This is a genomic window from Streptomyces sp. NPDC001787 (genome assembly GCF_040297465.1).
In the GTDB taxonomy this organism is placed as follows: Bacteria; Actinomycetota; Actinomycetes; order Streptomycetales; family Streptomycetaceae; genus Streptomyces.
The window spans coordinates 133,249-149,211 of the sequence record NZ_JBEOZE010000021.1 but is presented as its reverse complement, the minus strand read 5'-3'; the positions used below and the strand labels follow the sequence as shown (position 1 = coordinate 149,211).

Annotated in this window: 10 protein-coding genes; 9 read left to right on the top strand and 1 reads right to left on the bottom strand. The window is 69.0% G+C overall.

What is annotated here, in order from left to right; translation table 11 throughout:
- Positions 1–6 precede the first annotated feature (6 nt).
- Positions 7–837: a hypothetical protein gene (locus ABT170_RS26545; protein WP_329943557.1), complete on the top strand. Its 831-nt coding sequence runs from the start codon at positions 7–9 to the stop codon at positions 835–837.
- A gap of 181 nt (positions 838–1,018) precedes the next feature.
- The gene (locus ABT170_RS26540; RefSeq protein WP_329943558.1) at positions 1,019–1,855 is read left to right on the top strand and encodes a PhzF family phenazine biosynthesis protein; all 837 of its coding nucleotides are present in this window, start codon (positions 1,019–1,021) and stop codon (positions 1,853–1,855) included.
- Between the two features lie 191 nt (positions 1,856–2,046).
- On the opposite strand, the gene ABT170_RS26535 is transcribed toward ABT170_RS26540, so the two are convergent.
- Entirely contained in the window at positions 2,047–2,430 is a 384-nt protein-coding gene (locus ABT170_RS26535) for a VOC family protein (RefSeq protein ID WP_351871389.1), read from the bottom strand.
- Here ABT170_RS26535 and ABT170_RS26530 point away from each other — a divergent pair.
- The 7 genes from ABT170_RS26530 (at position 2,429) to ABT170_RS26500 (ending at position 15,910) form a co-directional block, all read left to right on the top strand.
- Positions 2,429–2,671 carry a hypothetical protein gene (locus tag ABT170_RS26530; RefSeq protein ID WP_351871386.1) on the top strand — a complete coding sequence of 81 codons (243 nt, stop codon included), beginning with the start codon at positions 2,429–2,431 and terminating at the stop codon, positions 2,669–2,671. The genes ABT170_RS26535 and ABT170_RS26530 overlap by 2 nt on opposite strands.
- On the top strand, positions 2,668–3,678 hold the full coding sequence (locus tag ABT170_RS26525; RefSeq protein WP_329943559.1) for a LacI family DNA-binding transcriptional regulator: 1,011 nt from the start codon (positions 2,668–2,670) through the stop codon (positions 3,676–3,678). The genes ABT170_RS26530 and ABT170_RS26525 overlap by 4 nt, the downstream gene beginning before the upstream one ends.
- Before the next feature lie 474 nt (positions 3,679–4,152).
- On the top strand, positions 4,153–7,536 hold the full coding sequence (locus ABT170_RS26520) for a CARDB domain-containing protein (protein WP_351871382.1): 3,384 nt from the start codon (positions 4,153–4,155) through the stop codon (positions 7,534–7,536).
- A gap of 180 nt (positions 7,537–7,716) precedes the next feature.
- Positions 7,717–12,003, top strand: coding sequence for a discoidin domain-containing protein (locus ABT170_RS26515; protein WP_351871379.1), 4,287 nt, complete (start codon positions 7,717–7,719; stop codon positions 12,001–12,003).
- Positions 12,004–12,498: 495 nt separating this feature from the next.
- A complete protein-coding gene (locus ABT170_RS26510; protein WP_351871376.1) occupies positions 12,499–13,914 on the top strand; it encodes an extracellular solute-binding protein in 1,416 nt (471 codons plus the stop codon).
- A gap of 145 nt (positions 13,915–14,059) precedes the next feature.
- Positions 14,060–15,019 carry a carbohydrate ABC transporter permease gene (locus tag ABT170_RS26505; RefSeq protein WP_351871373.1) on the top strand — a complete coding sequence of 320 codons (960 nt, stop codon included), beginning with the start codon at positions 14,060–14,062 and terminating at the stop codon, positions 15,017–15,019.
- A gap of 15 nt (positions 15,020–15,034) precedes the next feature.
- A complete protein-coding gene (locus tag ABT170_RS26500; protein WP_329943564.1) occupies positions 15,035–15,910 on the top strand; it encodes a carbohydrate ABC transporter permease in 876 nt (291 codons plus the stop codon).
- The last annotated feature ends 53 nt before the right edge of the window (positions 15,911–15,963 follow it).

The following is a 15,963-nucleotide window of genomic DNA, read 5'->3' as shown; positions in this document are numbered from 1 at the left end:
CCGAAGATGAGAGTGAAGGACACGCTGGCAGCCAGCTGCGCAGGGATACGGGAAGCCGTCCTCAAGGACAGACTGCTGGGCAGGGAAGCCGACTTGACGGCGGCCGAGGAGAACTACACGGACGCGGGGGCGAGCGGTGGCCTCTATCTCCTCGCTCTCGCCGGGCAAGCCTCCGAGAAGCTGGAACCGGACCCTGACGGAGTCCTCCTGCGGGATGTGTACAGCAAGGGCCTCGTCGCGCGGACGGAGGGACGGGTCAGATACGACGAGCTCAAGGCGAGAGCACCCTTCGGGCGGTGTCTGCTGTGCGGGAACGGTGAAGTCGGCGCTCTGGACCATCACCTGCCGAAGGACTCGCTCCCGCTCTACACCATCTGCCCGGCCAACCTCGTTCCCGCGTGCGGCACATGCAACCTCGCCAAAGGCAACCGCATCGGAGCCTCTCCCGGCGAACGGACGCTCCACCCCTACTACGACCGGCCGGGCACCACGGGCCGCTATCTCCTGGCAGACGTCTCCAACTGGACCGTACAGTTCCGGATTCAGCCGCTGCCCGACTGGGACTCCGAACTCAGGCAGCGCGTCGACCACCACTTCCGGTCGTTCAGGCTGGCGGAACGGTACGCCGAATTCGCCGTCTCGCCGCTCACCTCCCAGCAGTGGCTCCACAGATCCATCTGGCGGGCAGGTGGACCCCAGGCGCTGGCCGCGCACCTGAAGGAGGACGCCGACCATCATGCCCGCACACACGGCCCGAACATGTGGGACACCGCGCTGCGGTACGGCCTCGCGGACAGCGACTGGTATCTCGGCGGCGGCGTGAACCAGAGCCTGTAGCCGGAGACGCCCGAGCCTGCGCGCGTACGAGCCCATGAGCCCGGCGCAGACCGCACACCGCGCACCGCGGACCGCGCACCGCACATCACCGACAGCGGACAGCGGACAGCGGCAGAAAGTCAGTCCACTTATCCGGGATTGGACTTGGCTCAGTCGTGATTGGCGTCGTTATGGTCGCGGCATGCGTATCCATGTCGTAGACGCCTTCACCGACCGGCCCTTCGCCGGCAACCCCGCGGGCGTAGTCCTGCTTGACGCCGGAGACTGGCCTGAAGTCTCCTGGATGCAGCAGGTCGCCGCCGAGATGAACCACTCGGAGACCGCTTTTGTGCGGCCGATTCCCACAGACGAGGGCGCCAAGGACGCCGACTGGGAGATTCGCTGGTTCGCCCCGCTCGTCGAGACCAATCTGTGCGGCCATGCCACATTGGCCACGGTGCACACGCTGCGCAGGGAGCGAGGGGTGGTCGGCGAGCTACGGTTCCGCAGCAGGTTCAGTGGCATCCTCACGGCCCATGCGCACGAGGACGGCAGCATCACCCTGGACTTCCCGGCCGCGCCCGGCACCGAGGCCCCGGTACCGGCGGGCCTCGCGGAGGCCCTGGGGGTGAAGCCGGAGGCGGCCTTCCGTACCGGCGCGCTCGGCGATCTGCTGACCGTCCTGCCCGACGAGGCCACCGTCCGGGCAGTGATCCCCGACCTCGACGCCGTGGCCGACGTGACCCGCCGCGAGAGCCTGCGCGGCATCATCATCACTGCCCCGGCGCCCGGACCGGGCCTTGAGTACGATTTCGTCTCCCGCTTCTTCTCACCCGCCGAGGGCATCCTGGAGGACCCGGTCACCGGCAGCGCCCACACCGCACTGGCCCCGTACTGGTCGGCGCGGCTCGGGCGCAACGGGCTCACCGGCCTGCAGGTCTCCACGCGCACCGGGCTCGTCAGGACCGCCGTGCACGGTGACCGCGTCCATCTCACCGGAAACGCGGTCACCGTCCTTGAGGGAACCCTGCACGTGTGACGCTCCGGCCGAGGATCGTCGACATGCGCGTCCCGGCCGTACCGCTTCGCCCTCTCGGCGGCGGAGGCACGGGACCCCGGCGCCGGCCGGGGTCCCGTGCCTCCGGTCGTGTGCCTCCGGTCGCGTCGCGGCGCTCAGTGAAGAGGTGTGACCCACTGCCGTACGGAAGCGGCCAGGACGGCGCGCGAGCTTCAGGAGTCCGTCGCCGCCCGGTCGGACTCGCTGCGAAGCACGCAGAATTCGTTGCCTTCGGGGTCGGCGAGGACTGCCCAGCCGGAGCCGTCGGGGTTCCGGTGATCGGCGACAAAGGTGGCACCGATCCCCAGCAGCCGTTCCACCTCCTGCTCGCGCGAAGTCTCAGGGCGCACGCACAGATGGATCCGGTTCTTGGTCTTCTTGGGCTCGGGCACCTGGTTGAAGTACAGCATCGGTCCCTCCGCCAGCAGCACCTGCGTCTCCCGATGCCCCGGTTCGTCCTCCGGATGGAGCGGCCGACCCGTCACCCCGCTCCAGAACCGGGCCAGCTCATAGGCATCCGCACAGTCGATCGCCACGTTCTGCAATACCGAAACCATGGGCGCCAGCCTTCCCGACTTCGACGCCGGACGCCACCGAGTTGCGCTCGTGCGCACTCCCGCCGCGTTCGCCGACGCTCTCCACGACACCGAGTCCGAGCATGCGAAGCCCTGTTCCGAGGTCGCCTCACCCGTCGGCGCCGCGTGGACGCGCCGCGCCCAGGCCGCTGTGGTCTCCGCGTTTTCCATGGAGGATCTACGCAACTCGCTTGCGAATCTTGCGATACTCTTGCGTGCATGACGCGACGACTTGCTCAGGTGGCCAAGAAGGTGGGAGTCAGCGAGGCGACGGTCAGTCGTGTCCTGAACGGCAAGCCCGGTGTCTCCGAGGCGACGCGCAAGTCCGTCCTCACGGCGCTGGACGTGCTCGGGTACGAGCGGCCCACGCAGTTGCGCGGCGAGCGGGCGCGGCTCGTCGGCCTCGTGCTGCCGGAGCTGCAGAATCCCATCTTCCCCGCGTTCGCGGAGGTCATCGGCGGGGCGCTGGCGCAGCAGGGACTGACTCCGGTGCTGTGTACGCAGACCAAGGGCGGCGTCTCCGAGGCCGACTACGTGGACCTCCTCCTCCAGCAGGGGGTCTCCGGCGTGATCTTCGCGGGTGGTCTGTTCGCGCAGGAGGACGCCCCGCACGACCACTACCACCAGTTGGCGGAACGCAGCATCCCGGTGGTCCTCATCAACGCCTCGATCGCGGGACTCGACTTCCCCTGTGTCGCCTGTGACGACGCTGTCGCCGTGGAGCAGGCCTGGCGTCACCTCGCTTCCCTCGGCCATGAGCGGATCGGGCTCGTTCTCGGCCCCGGTGACCATGTCCCCTCGCGCCGCAAGCTCGCGGCGGCCCGCGCCGTCGCGGAGGCCGCGGGCACGAAGCTGCCCGACGAGCACGTCGTACGGTCGATCTTCTCGCTCGAAGGGGGTCAGGCCGCGGCCAACCGCCTTCTGGAGCGGGGGGTCACCGGGATCGTGTGCGCCAGCGACCCGCTTGCGCTGGGCGCCATCCGTGCCGCGCGCCGGCGGGGACTCGCCGTTCCGTCGCAGGTCTCGGTCGTCGGTTTCGACGACTCCGCGTTCATGAACTGCACCGAGCCGCCGCTCTCGACCGTGCGTCAGCCCATCGAAGCGATGGGGCGGGCCGCGGTGGAGCTGCTGTGCGCGCAGATCCAGGGCACGCAGACGGACCCCGACGAGCTCCTCTTCGAGCCCGAGCTCGTCGTACGGGGATCGACGGCGCCCCCGCCCGTCGGCTGACGGCCCCATCACTCCCCGTTCCGCCGCTCCCCGCGTCTCCTCCTTCTTCCCCGGCTCCGGCTCCGGGAGGCACACCGCCTCCCGGAGCCGGAGCCGTTCCCATGTGGGGACGCCCCGAACCCTCCTGCGGCAGACCGCTGCCCGCGGTCCGCAGACGGCTGCCCGCCGTCCGCCGCCCCGCGTGGTCGAACTGACCTGCGGGGATGCGTCGCCGCTCGCCCGGTTCTGTCACGGCTGTTGACAAAGCGGTGACCTGCTAGAAACCTGACACCTCGACGACGCAAAAGATTAACTGAAATGCTCAATATGTCGGTAGGGCGTCGTCATTCATCGCCAGAGTCCTGCTGGTTTCCTGGCGAAAGCCGCTGTTGCCGTCCCCCCACCTGCAGCCGGGCGCCGTGCTTGTCGTCATCCTGCTGCGATACGGGGCCGGTACCGGAACGCCGAGCCGTGGCCCAGCGCTTGGAGGCCCATATGAGAGGCAAAAGAGTCCTGAGCCGACGGCTGATGGTCGGCATGCTGGTAGCCGGACTGATCGCTGTCGGACTCCTTCCGGTCCACGCGTACGCGGCAGCCGTACCACCGCCGAACATCGCCCTCGGCACAGCCGCGACGGCCGGCGGCGCCCATGGGGCGTACGTCGCCGGCAACGTCACCGACGGAATCCAGCAGTCCTACTGGGAGGGCCCGGCCGGGGCGTTCCCGCAGTGGGCGCAGCTCGACCTCGGAGGCGGAACCCGGGTCGACCGCGTGGTCCTGAAGCTTCCCACCAGCTGGGAGGCCCGTTCCCAGACCGTCGAGGTGCTCGGCAGTACCGACGGCAGCGCCTTCACCACGCTCGCCGGGTCCCGGTCCCGCGCGTTCGACCCGTCCGAGGCGAACAGCGTCAGCATCGGCCTCACGTCCGCGACGATCAGGTACCTCCGGATCCGGGTGACGGCGAACACCGGCTGGGACGCGGCCCAGCTCTCCGAGGTCGAGGTCTACGGCGAGAACGGTTCCGGGCCGGTCGATCCACCGCCCGCGGGCACCAACCTGGCGCGGAACAAGCCCATCGAGGCGACCTCGACGACGCAGACCTACGTCGCGGCCAACGCCAACGACGACAGCACCGCCACCTACTGGGAGTCCGCCGGATTACCGGCCGGCCTGACGGTGAAGCTCGGCGCCGACGCCGATGTCACGGCTGTCGTCGTCAAGCTCAACCCCGATCAGGTGTGGGGCGCCAGGACGCAGGCGATCGAGGTACTCGGACGCGCGCAGGGCGCTTCCGGCTTCACCTCGCTCAAGGCGCGGGCCGATTACGCGTTCAGCCCCGGTACCGGGCAGAACACCGTCACCATCCCGGTGACCGGCCGCTACGCCGACCTGCGGCTGACCTTCTTCTCCAACACCGGTGCCCCCGGTGCCCAGGTCGCCGAGTTCCAGGTCGTGGGCACGGCGGCACCCGGCCCGGATCTCACCGTCACCGATCTGACCTGGGAACCGTCCTCCCCCTCGGAGACGGATTCCGTGACCGTCAACGCCACGGTACGCAACGCGGGCACCGCCGCGGCCGCCGCCACCAGGGTCGAGGTCGCCGTGGAGGGCACGGTGGCCGGCTCCGGCCCGGTTCCCGCGCTCGCCGCCGGTGCCTCGGCGACCGTCCCGGTCCCGGTCGGCAAACGGCCCACAGGCCAGTACACCGTGTCGGCCGTGGCCGACCCGGCCGACACCGTCCCCGAGCAGGACAACAGCAACAACAGCCGTACGGCCTCGGCGAAACTGGTCGTCGGTCAGAGCCCCGGCCCCGACCTCCGGATCACCGGCATCACCACCAACCCGACCAGCCCGGCCACCGGCTCCGCCGTCACCTTCACCGTCGCGGTCCACAACCGCGGCACCACCGGTGTCCCGGCCGGCACCGTCACCCGGCTGACCGCCGGAAACAGCACCCTCAACGGCACGGCGGGAGCCATCGGCGCCGGCCGGACGGTCGACGTACCGATCTCCGGCAGCTGGACGGCCACCTCCGGAGGGGTCACGCTCGCCGCGACCGCCGACGCCACCGGCACCGTCACCGAGACCGACGAGAGCAACAACGTCTTCACCCGCTCCCTCGTCGTGGGCCGGGGCGCGGCCGTGCCGTACACCGAGTACGAGGCGGAGGACGCCCGCTATCAGGGCACCCTCCTCACCGCCGACCAGAAGCGGACCTTCGGGCACACCAACTTCGCCACCGAGTCCTCCGGGCGGAAGTCGGTCCGTCTCAACTCCACCGGTGAGCACGTGGAGTTCACCTCCACCGGTCCGTCCAACTCCATCGTCGTACGCAACTCCATCCCCGACGCCCCCGGCGGCGGCGGGGCCGAGGCCACCATCAGCCTCTACGCCGACGACGTCTTTGTCCGGAAACTGACTCTGTCGTCCAAGCACAGTTGGCTGTACGGGAGCACCGACGACCCCGAAGGACTCACCAACCGGCCCGGCGGCGACGCCCGGCGCCTGTTCGACGAGTCCCACGCCCTGCTCACCCGGTCGTACCCGGCCGGCACGAGGTTCCGGCTCCAGCGCGACGCCGACGACCGGGCCTCGTACTACATCGTCGACCTGATCGACCTGGAACAGGTCGCGCCACCGGCCGCCAAGCCGGCGAACTGCGCCTCCATCACCGAGTACGGTGCCGTTCCCGACGACGGCATCGACGACACCGACGCGCTCCGGCGCGCGGTGACCGACGACCAGAACGGCCGGATCCCCTGTGTGTGGATCCCCGCGGGCCAGTGGCGCCAGGAGCAGAAGATCCTCACCGACGACCCGCTCGACCGGGGCCAGTTCAACCAGGTGGGGATCCGGGACGTCACCATCCGCGGCGCGGGCATGTGGCACTCCCAGCTGTACACCCTCACCCCGCCGCACGAGGCGGGCGGGATCAACCACCCGCACGAGGGGAACTTCGGCTTCGACATCGACGACAACACACAGATCTCCGACATCGCGATCTTCGGTTCGGGCACGATCCGCGGTGGCGACGGCAACGCCGAGGGCGGCGTCGGCCTCAACGGACGCTTCGGCAAGGACACCAGGATCAGCAATGTGTGGATCGAGCACGCCAACGTCGGCGTCTGGGCCGGCCGGGACTACTCCAACATCCCCGAACTGTGGGGACCCGGAGACGGCCTGGAGTTCACCGGCATGCGCATCCGTAACACGTACGCCGACGGCGTCAACTTCGCCAACGGCACCCGCGAATCGACCGTCTTCAACTCGTCCTTCCGCAACACCGGGGACGACGCCCTCGCCGTCTGGGCCAGCAAGTACGTCAAGGACACCTCGGTCGACGTGGGGCACGACAACCACTTCCGCAACAACACGATCCAACTGCCGTGGCGGGCCAACGGCATCGCCGTCTACGGCGGATACGGCAACACCATCGAGAACAACATCATCTCCGACACCATGAACTACCCCGGCATCATGCTGGCGACCGACCACGACCCGCTTCCCTTCTCCGGGCAGACCCTGATCTCCAACAACGCGCTGCACCGCACCGGGGGCGCCTTCTGGAACGAGGACCAGGAGTTCGGCGCCATCACGCTCTTCGCGCAGGGCCAGGGCATCCCGGGCGTCACCATCCGGGACACCGAGATCCTCGACTCGACGTACGACGGGATCCAGTTCAAGACGGGGGGCGGGGAGATGCCGGACGTCAAGATCACGGACGTCCGCATCGACAAGTCGGTCAACGGCTCGGGAATCCTCGCGATGAGCGGCGCCCGCGGCAGCGCGACGCTGAGCGGTGTGACCATCACGGACTCGGCCGACGGTGACATCCGTATCGAGCCCGGTTCGCAGTTCGTCGTCAACGGGACGGGCTGACACCCCACTCCACCCCTCCCACCCCTTTCCGTCCCCACCCCGCCGGCCACGGCGGCCCGCAGCGGCGGCCCGCAGCGGCGGGCCGCCGTGGCCGGACGCGCCGTCCGACGCAGAGCACTTCCCCGAGCCGTGCCCCGGCGCACCGTCGTGCCCGAGGCCGATATGGAGGACAGAGGTCAGATGAGTATCCACAACTGGAGATCGCGGTGCCTGAGCGCCGTGATCGCGAGCAGCCTCCTGGTACTGGGCGGTCCACTGGTGACCGCGCGGGCCGAGGGCGGCCCGGACATCGCGCTCGGCGACAGCGCGGCGGCCAGCAGCGCCCACGCCGGGCACGACGCCGCGAACATCACCGACGGCGACCAGGGCTCCTACTGGCAGAGCGCCGGCAGCACCCTGCCGCAATGGGTCCAGGCCGACCTCGGTGCCACGACCCGGGTGGACGAGGTCGTCCTGAAACTGCCCGCGGACTGGGAGCGCCGCGACCAGACGGTCTCCGTCCAGGGCAGCGCGGACGGCACCAGCTTCGCCACGCTCAAGAGCTCCGCCTCCTACACCTTCAGTCCCGGTGAGGCCAACACCGTCACCGTCGGCTTCCCCGCCACACAGACCCGGTTCGTACGCGTCACCATCACGGCCAACACCGGTGCGCGGTCCGCCCAGCTCTCCGAGCTGGCGGTGCACACGGCCGACGGCTCCTCCACCAACCTCGCGACCGGGCGCCCCCTGACCGCCGGCAGCCACACCGAGGTGTACACGGCGGCCAACGCCAACGACGGCAACCGTGCCACCTACTGGGAGAGCGCCAACAACGCCCTCCCGCAGTGGATCCAGGCCGACCTCAAAGCGTCCGTCCGCGTCGACCGGGTCGTCCTGCGCCTGCCCGGGGGATGGGGCGCCCGCAGCCAGACCCTCAAGATCCAGGGCAGTACGAACAGCACCGCGTTCACCGACCTGACCGCCGCCCGCGCGTACACCTTCGACGCCGCCGGGGAACAGTCCGCCACGATCACCTTCGACGCGGCGACCACCCGGTACGTCCGTGTCCTGGTGACGGCGAACAGCGTCCAGCCCGCCGCCCAGGTCTCCGAGCTGGAGGTGTACGGACCCGGGAGCGGCGACACCCAGGCGCCGACCGCGCCCGGGAACCTGGCCCTCACCCAGCCGGCCACGGACCGGATCCGGCTCACCTGGACCGAGGCCACCGACAACACGGGTGTGACCGGCTACGACATCTATGCCAACGGCTCCCTGCTGACCGGCGTCGAGGGCGACGTCACCACGTTCACCGACACCAGGCCGGCGAACGAGACGGTGAGCTACCGCGTCCGCGCCAGGGACGCGGCCGGCAACCAGTCGGCCGACAGCAACACCGTCACCCGCACCGGCGACACCGGCGACACCCAGGCCCCCACGGCGCCCGCGAACCTGTCGTTGTCCGAGCCCGCCGCCGGCCGGGTCGAGCTCAGCTGGAACGCGTCCTCGGACAACACCGGCGTCACCGGCTACGAGGTGTACGCCGACAACGTGCTCCTGGCCGTCGTCGCCGGCGGGGTCACCACGTACACCGACACCCGGCCGGCCTCCGCCACCGTCACCTACCGCGTCCGTGCGAAGGACGCGGCGGGCAACCGGTCGCCCGACAGCAACGCGGTGACCCGCAACGGCACCGGCGGCGCGGGCTCCAACCTCGCCGTCGGCAAGAAGATCAACGCCTCCTCCACGGTCCACACCTTCGTCGCGGCCAACGCCAACGACAACAGCACCCACACCTACTGGGAAGGCGCCGGCGGCAGCTACCCGAACACGCTCACCGTCGAGCTGGGCGCCGACGCCGACATCGACCGCCTCGTCCTCGCACTCGTCCCGGACTCCGTCTGGGCATCCCGCGATCAGACCGTCGAGGTCCTCGGGCGTGAACAGAGCGCCTCGGAATTCACCGGTCTCGTCGGCGCGAAGAGCTACTCCTTCGACCCGGCGAGCGGCAACACCGTCACGATCCCCCTCTCCGCCCGGGTCGCCGACGTCCGCCTGAGATTCACCGCCAACTCCGGGTCCGCCGCCGGCCAGCTCGCCGAGTTCCAGGTGATCGGTGTCCCCGCCCCCAACCCGGACCTCGAAGTCACCGGACTGGCCACCACACCCACCGCGCCCGTCGAGTCGGACGCCATCACGGTCCGTGCCACCGTCCGCAACAGCGGACCGGCCGCCGCGCCGTCGAGCAGGGTCGCGCTGCGCCTGGGCGGCACCAGGATCGCCACCGCGCAGACAGGTGCCCTGGCCGCCGGAGCCGAGACCACGGTCAGCGCCTCCATCGGGGCCCGCGACGCAGGGACGTACGAACTGAGTGCCGTCGCCGACGAGGCGGACGCCGTCATCGAGCAGAACGAGTCGAACAACACCTTCACCAGCCCCACCGCCCTGGTGGTCAAGCCGGTCTCCAGCTCCGACCTGGTCGCCGCCTCCGTGACGACCACGCCATCCAGCCCGGCCGCGGGGGACGCGGTGACCTTCGAGGTGGCCCTGAAGAACCAGGGCACCCGGCCCAGCGCGGCGGGCGGCCACGGTGTCACACTCACCGTGCTCGACTCCGGGGGCGCCACGGTCAAGACCCTCACGGGTGCGCACACCGGCACCATCGCCGCCGGAGACACGGCAGACGTCGGCCTCGGCCCCTGGACCGCGGCCAACGGCTCCTACACGGTGAAGACCGTCATCGCCGACGACGCCAACGAACTGCCGGTCAAGCGGGAGAACAACACCTCCGGCCGCCCGCTCTTCGTCGGACGCGGCGCCGACATGCCGTACGACATGTACGAGGCGGAGGACGGCACCGCGGGCGGCGGAGCCACCGTCGCCGGACCCAACCGCACCATCGGCGACATCGCGGGCGAGGCCTCCGGCCGCAAGGCCGTCAGCCTGGACGCGACGGGCGAATACGTCGAGTTCACCACGCGCGCCCCGGCCAACACCCTGGTGACCCGGTTCTCGATCCCGGACGCCCCGGGCGGTGGCGGCATCGACTCCACGATCAACGTCTACGTCGACGGCGTCATGAAGAAGGCTCTCCCGCTGACCTCGAAGTACGCCTGGCTGTACGGGGCCGAGGCCTCACCCGGCAACTCCCCGGGAGCCGGCGCACCGCGCCACATCTACGACGAGGCACACCTCCGGCTCGGCGAGACCGTTCCGGCGGGTTCGAGGATCAGGCTCCAGAAGGACGCGGCCAACACCTCCACGTACGCGATCGACTTCGTGAACCTGGAGCAGGTCGCCCCGGTCGCCAACCCGGACCCGGCCACGTACACGGTGCCCGCAGGCTTCGCCCACCAGGACGTGCAGAACGCGCTCGACAAGGTCCGCATGGACACCACCGGGACGCTCGTCGGTGTCTATCTGCCGCCGGGCGACTACGAGACGTCGAGCAAGTTCCAGGTGTACGGCAAGGCCGTCAAGGTGATCGGCGCCGGCCCCTGGTACACGACGTTCCACGCACCCTCGGCGCAGGACAACACCGACATCGGCTTCCGGGCCGAGGCGGCGGCGAAGGGATCGCTCTTCAAGGGCTTCGCCTACTTCGGCAACTACACCTCGCGCATCGACGGACCGGGCAAGGTCTTCGACTTCTCCCGTGTGTCGGACATCGTGATCGACGACATCTGGAACGAGCACATGGTGTGCCTCTACTGGGGTGCCGACACCGACCGGATCACCATCAAGAACTCCCGCATCCGCAACATGTTCGCCGACGGCGTCAACATGACCAACGGCTCCACGGACAACCTCGTCACCAACAACGACGCGCGGGCGACCGGCGACGACAGCTTCGCGCTGTTCTCCGCGATCGACGCCGGCGGCGCCGACATGAAGAACAACATCTACGAGAACCTCTCCACCACCCTGACCTGGCGAGCGGCCGGGCTGGCCGTGTACGGCGGCTACAACAACACCTTCCGCAACATCCACATCGCCGACACTCTCGTCTACGCGGGAATCACCATCTCCTCCCTGGACTTCGGCTACCCGATGAACGGCTTCGGTACCGATCCCACGACCTTCGAGAACATCTCCATCGTCCGGGCCGGCGGCCACTTCTGGGGCTCCCAGACCTTCCCCGGCATCTGGGTCTTCTCCGCCTCCAAGGTCTTCCAGGGCATCAGGGTGAATGATGTGGACATCATCGACCCCACCTACAGCGGGGTGATGTTCCAGACCAACTACGTGGGCGGCCGGCCACAGTTCCCGATCAAGGACACCGTGTTCACGGACATCTCGATCACGGGCGCGCGCAGGAGCGGTGACGCGTTCGACGCGAAGTCGGGCTTCGGTCTCTGGGCCAACGAGATGCCGGAGTCGGGCCAGGGCCCCGCGGTGGGTGAGGTGACGTTCAACGGGCTCGAACTGAGCGGCAATGCCCTGGACGTCCGCAACACCACATCGACGTTCACGTTCGACATCAACCCGTAACGGCCGGGCACCGGCCTGTGGGGGAGCGAGTCCGGCGCAAGCCGCATCCGCGGCTTGCGCCGGGTGCGTTCCCGCGGTCTGGCGGGGGAGGGCCCCTGGTTGATGCAGGCTTCTTGCGGTTGGCTGTGCTGATCTTGCGTTCATTGTCGTGTCGTTCGCGTGCGACAGGTGACCAGGTGGCTTCCGGTTCGGGCGATGGATGCGGAGGTGGGGAGTCATCCGCGGGTATGGGGCGGGGTGTCGGCCGCAGGCATCGTGGGCCCTTGTCGTCGCCCCTTCGTGCTCCTGCGGCGCACCCCGGTCGCGTGGCGCCCGTTACGTGAACTGTCCTCCGTCTGGCCTGGTTCCGCGCATTCTGTTCTTCTCCCTGTCAGTCAATTACTAAATCAGCACGATATCTTGCGTGCGCTTGGCGGGGGTGGTTGAGTGTGCGGCGCCCCACAACGCACCGGCGATGGGGCGTCCTCCACTTTCATGGCCCGAAGGGGACCACTCATGAGAAGTGCCCGGTTCCGCCGTACCCGCCGCGCCAGCGCGGTCACCCTTGTCCTGGCCCTCACGCTGACGGCTCTCGCCGCCTGCGGTACGAGCAGCAGCGGCAACGGCAGCGCTGGTTCCGAGGGGGGTGGGTCCAGCGACCCCGCTGCCCCGCTGGACCCGAAGACCAAGGTGACACTCACCATCGACTGCATGCCCCCCGCGGCGAAGGCGGCGGAACTGAAGGAGTGGAAGGAGGACGTCGCCGAGTTCAACAAGACGTACCCCCATGTCACCATCGAGGGCCGCTCCACACCCGGTCAGTGCCTGGAGCCGCCCCGCTTCACGGCGATGCTCAAGGCCAAGTCCCAGCCGGACGTGTTCTACACCTACTTCACCGACCTGCCGCAGGTGCTCGACAACGACGGAGCCGCGGACATCACCGCGTACGTCAACGACCGGAGCGTCCCCGCGCTGGGGGACATCGACCCGAACGTTCTCGGTTCGCTCAAGCAGGACGGCAAGCTGTACGGCCTGCCCACCAGCAACTACACCATGGGCCTGCTCATCAACCGCAAGCTCTTCCAGCAGGCGGGCCTGGACCCCGACGCCCCGCCGCGCACCTGGGAGGCCGTCCGCGCCGCCGCCAGGAGGATCGCGGACCTGGGCGAGGGCATCGCGGGCTTCGGCGAGTACAGCGCGGGGAACACGGGCGGCTGGCACTTCACCGCGCAGATGTACAGCGTCGGCGGTGAGGTGGTCGACGCCGGCGGCAGGAAGGCCGCCTTCAACAACGACCTCGGCACGGAGGTCGCCGAGAACCTCCACGCCATGCGGTGGCAGGACGACAGCATGGGCAAGACCCAGCTGCTCAAGTGGGGCGACCTCCAGAAGCAGATAGCCACCGACAAGCTCGGGATGTTCCTCGCCGCGCCCGACGACATCGCGTACATGGTCCAGCAACTCGGCGCGAAGTACGAGAACTTCGGCATGGGCCCGATCCCGGGGGAGCGGAACACCCTCGCCGGGGGCAACAACTACATGGTCAAGAAGGGCATCTCCGGCGACAGGATCAAGGCCGCGATCGCCTGGCTCAACTTCAAGAACCTCACCGTCGGCAAGGGCCAGTTCGACTGGGCCCGTACCAAGGCCGACAGGCTCCCGGTCGGCATCCCGCAGCCCAACTTCTGGCTGAACGCGTCCAAGACCGAGGACGACGCCTCCCGTATCGAACATGCCACGATGCCGGTCGCCAACTTCAAGACGTTCATGGACAACCCCGTCGCCGGCAAGGCCGAGCCGCCGAAGGCGCAGGAGATCTACAAGATCCTCGACAACGTCATGTCGGGCATCCTCACCAACGAGGACGCCGACATCGACAAGCTCCTCGCCACCGCCGAGGCGCAGGTCAACCAGATCCTCGCCGACCGGTGACCGGACCCGGCCGGGGCGCACCGTCCCACAGCCCCGGCCGGGTACCGCCCGCCCGTCCCGACGGACCCGTCCGCCCCCGCGCGGCTCACCCACGTCCGGCCCTCCGCGGGACCGGAACCCGACAGGCCAGCACCGAGGAGTGACGATGTCGGCCCCCAGCCTCACCCCGGGCAAGGCGGGATCCTCCCGCCACTCCCCGCCCCCGACGACCCGCCCCGTACCCGCCGGCGGCCGGTTCTCCAGGAGCCTGCGGCGCAATCTCACCGCCCATGGATTCCTCATCGGCGCGGTCGTCTGCTTCGCGGTGTTCTCGTGGTACCCGATGGTCCGGGAGTTCTTCCTGGCCTTCCAGAAGACCGAGAGCGGCCGGACCAGCTGGGTCGGCCTCGACAACCTGGCGACGGTCCTCAACGACCCGGCGTTCTGGCAGGCATGGCGCAACACGCTCCTGTTCACCGTGCTCGCGCTGGTCCTCGGATTCGCCGTCCCGTTCGCCGTCGCCCTCGTCATCAACGAGTTCCACCACGCCCAGGGATATCTGCGGCTGCTCGTCTACCTGCCCGTGATGCTGCCGCCCGTAGCCTCGGTCCTCCTCTTCAAGTATCTCTACGATCCCGGCTACGGCCTGCTCAACGAGCTGTTCACCTTCCTCCACCTGCCCGCACAGCAATGGCTCCAGGACCCCGCTCTGTCGATGCTCTCCGTCGTCATCGCCTCGACCTGGATGAACATGGGCGGAGCCACCCTCATCTACCTCGCGGCCCTCCAGGGAATTCCCGGGGAGTTGTACGAGGCGGCCGAGCTGGACGGGGCGGGACTGCTGCGCAAGGTCTGGCACGTGACCATCCCGCAGACGCGGCTCATCCTCTCGCTGATGCTCCTGATGCAGGTCATCGCGACCATGCAGGTATTCGTCGAACCGTTCCTGCTCACCGGCGGCGCCGGACCCGAGGGGTCCACGACCACCGTCGTCCACCTCATCTACCAGTACGCCTTCAACTTCAACAACTACGGTGCCGCAGCGGCGCTCGGCCTGCTCCTGCTCGTACTCCTGGCCGGGTTCTCGGCGGCGTACGTGAAGCTCAGCCGCGCCGAGGACGAGTAGGCCGGGAGACCGCACATGTCCACACGCACACTCATCGCACCGGCCCAACTCGCCCGCCCCGGGGGGAAGGCCGTCTACTGGATCGTCTTCGCCGTGGTCGTCGGGGGGTTCTCCCTGGTGTTCCTGGGGCCCCTCTACTGGCTGGTGTCCAGCGGCTTCAAGGACGCCCAGGAAGTGATCCGGACGCCGCCGACCCTCGTCCCCGGGACGTTCGCACCGGAGAACTACAGCCGGGCCTGGGAGGTCATGGACCTCGCGACCCTTCTCCTCAACACCGTCTACTACGCGTTCGGCGCCCTCGCCTTCCAGCTCGTCCTGGACGTCGCGGCCGCCTATTCCCTCTCCAAGCTCCGGCCCGTCCTGGGCAAGGCCATTCTCGGCATGATGCTGGCGACCCTGATGATCCCGGCCACGGTCCTGGTCGTGCCGCAGTACCTCACGGTCCTCGACGTCCCGATCGTGGAGCGCAACCTGCTCAACACCCCCTGGGCGATCTGGCTCCCGTCCGTCACCAACGCCTTCAACATCTTCCTGCTCAAACGCTTCTTCGACTCGATCCCGAAGGAGACCCTGGACGCCGCGTCCATGGACGGCGCCTCCCCGGTACGGACCCTGTGGTCGATCGTGCTGCCCATCTCGCGGCCGATCCTGGGCGTGGTGTCGATCTTCGCCGTCGTCGGGGTCTGGAAGGACTTCCTCTGGCCGATGCTGACCCTGCCCGACCCCTCCAAACAGACGCTCAACGTCGGCATCTACTCGCTCTCCAACGGTGTTCCCGTGAACGTGCTGATCGCCGCCCTGACGATCGCCTCCCTCCCGACCCTGCTCATCTTCCTGGTCTTCCAGCGCAACATCATGAGCGGCCTCACCGCCGGCGGCCTCAAGGGCTGACCGGCGCATACCGACCCCGGCCACTCGCCCGCCCCCGGAGAACACCCGAACTG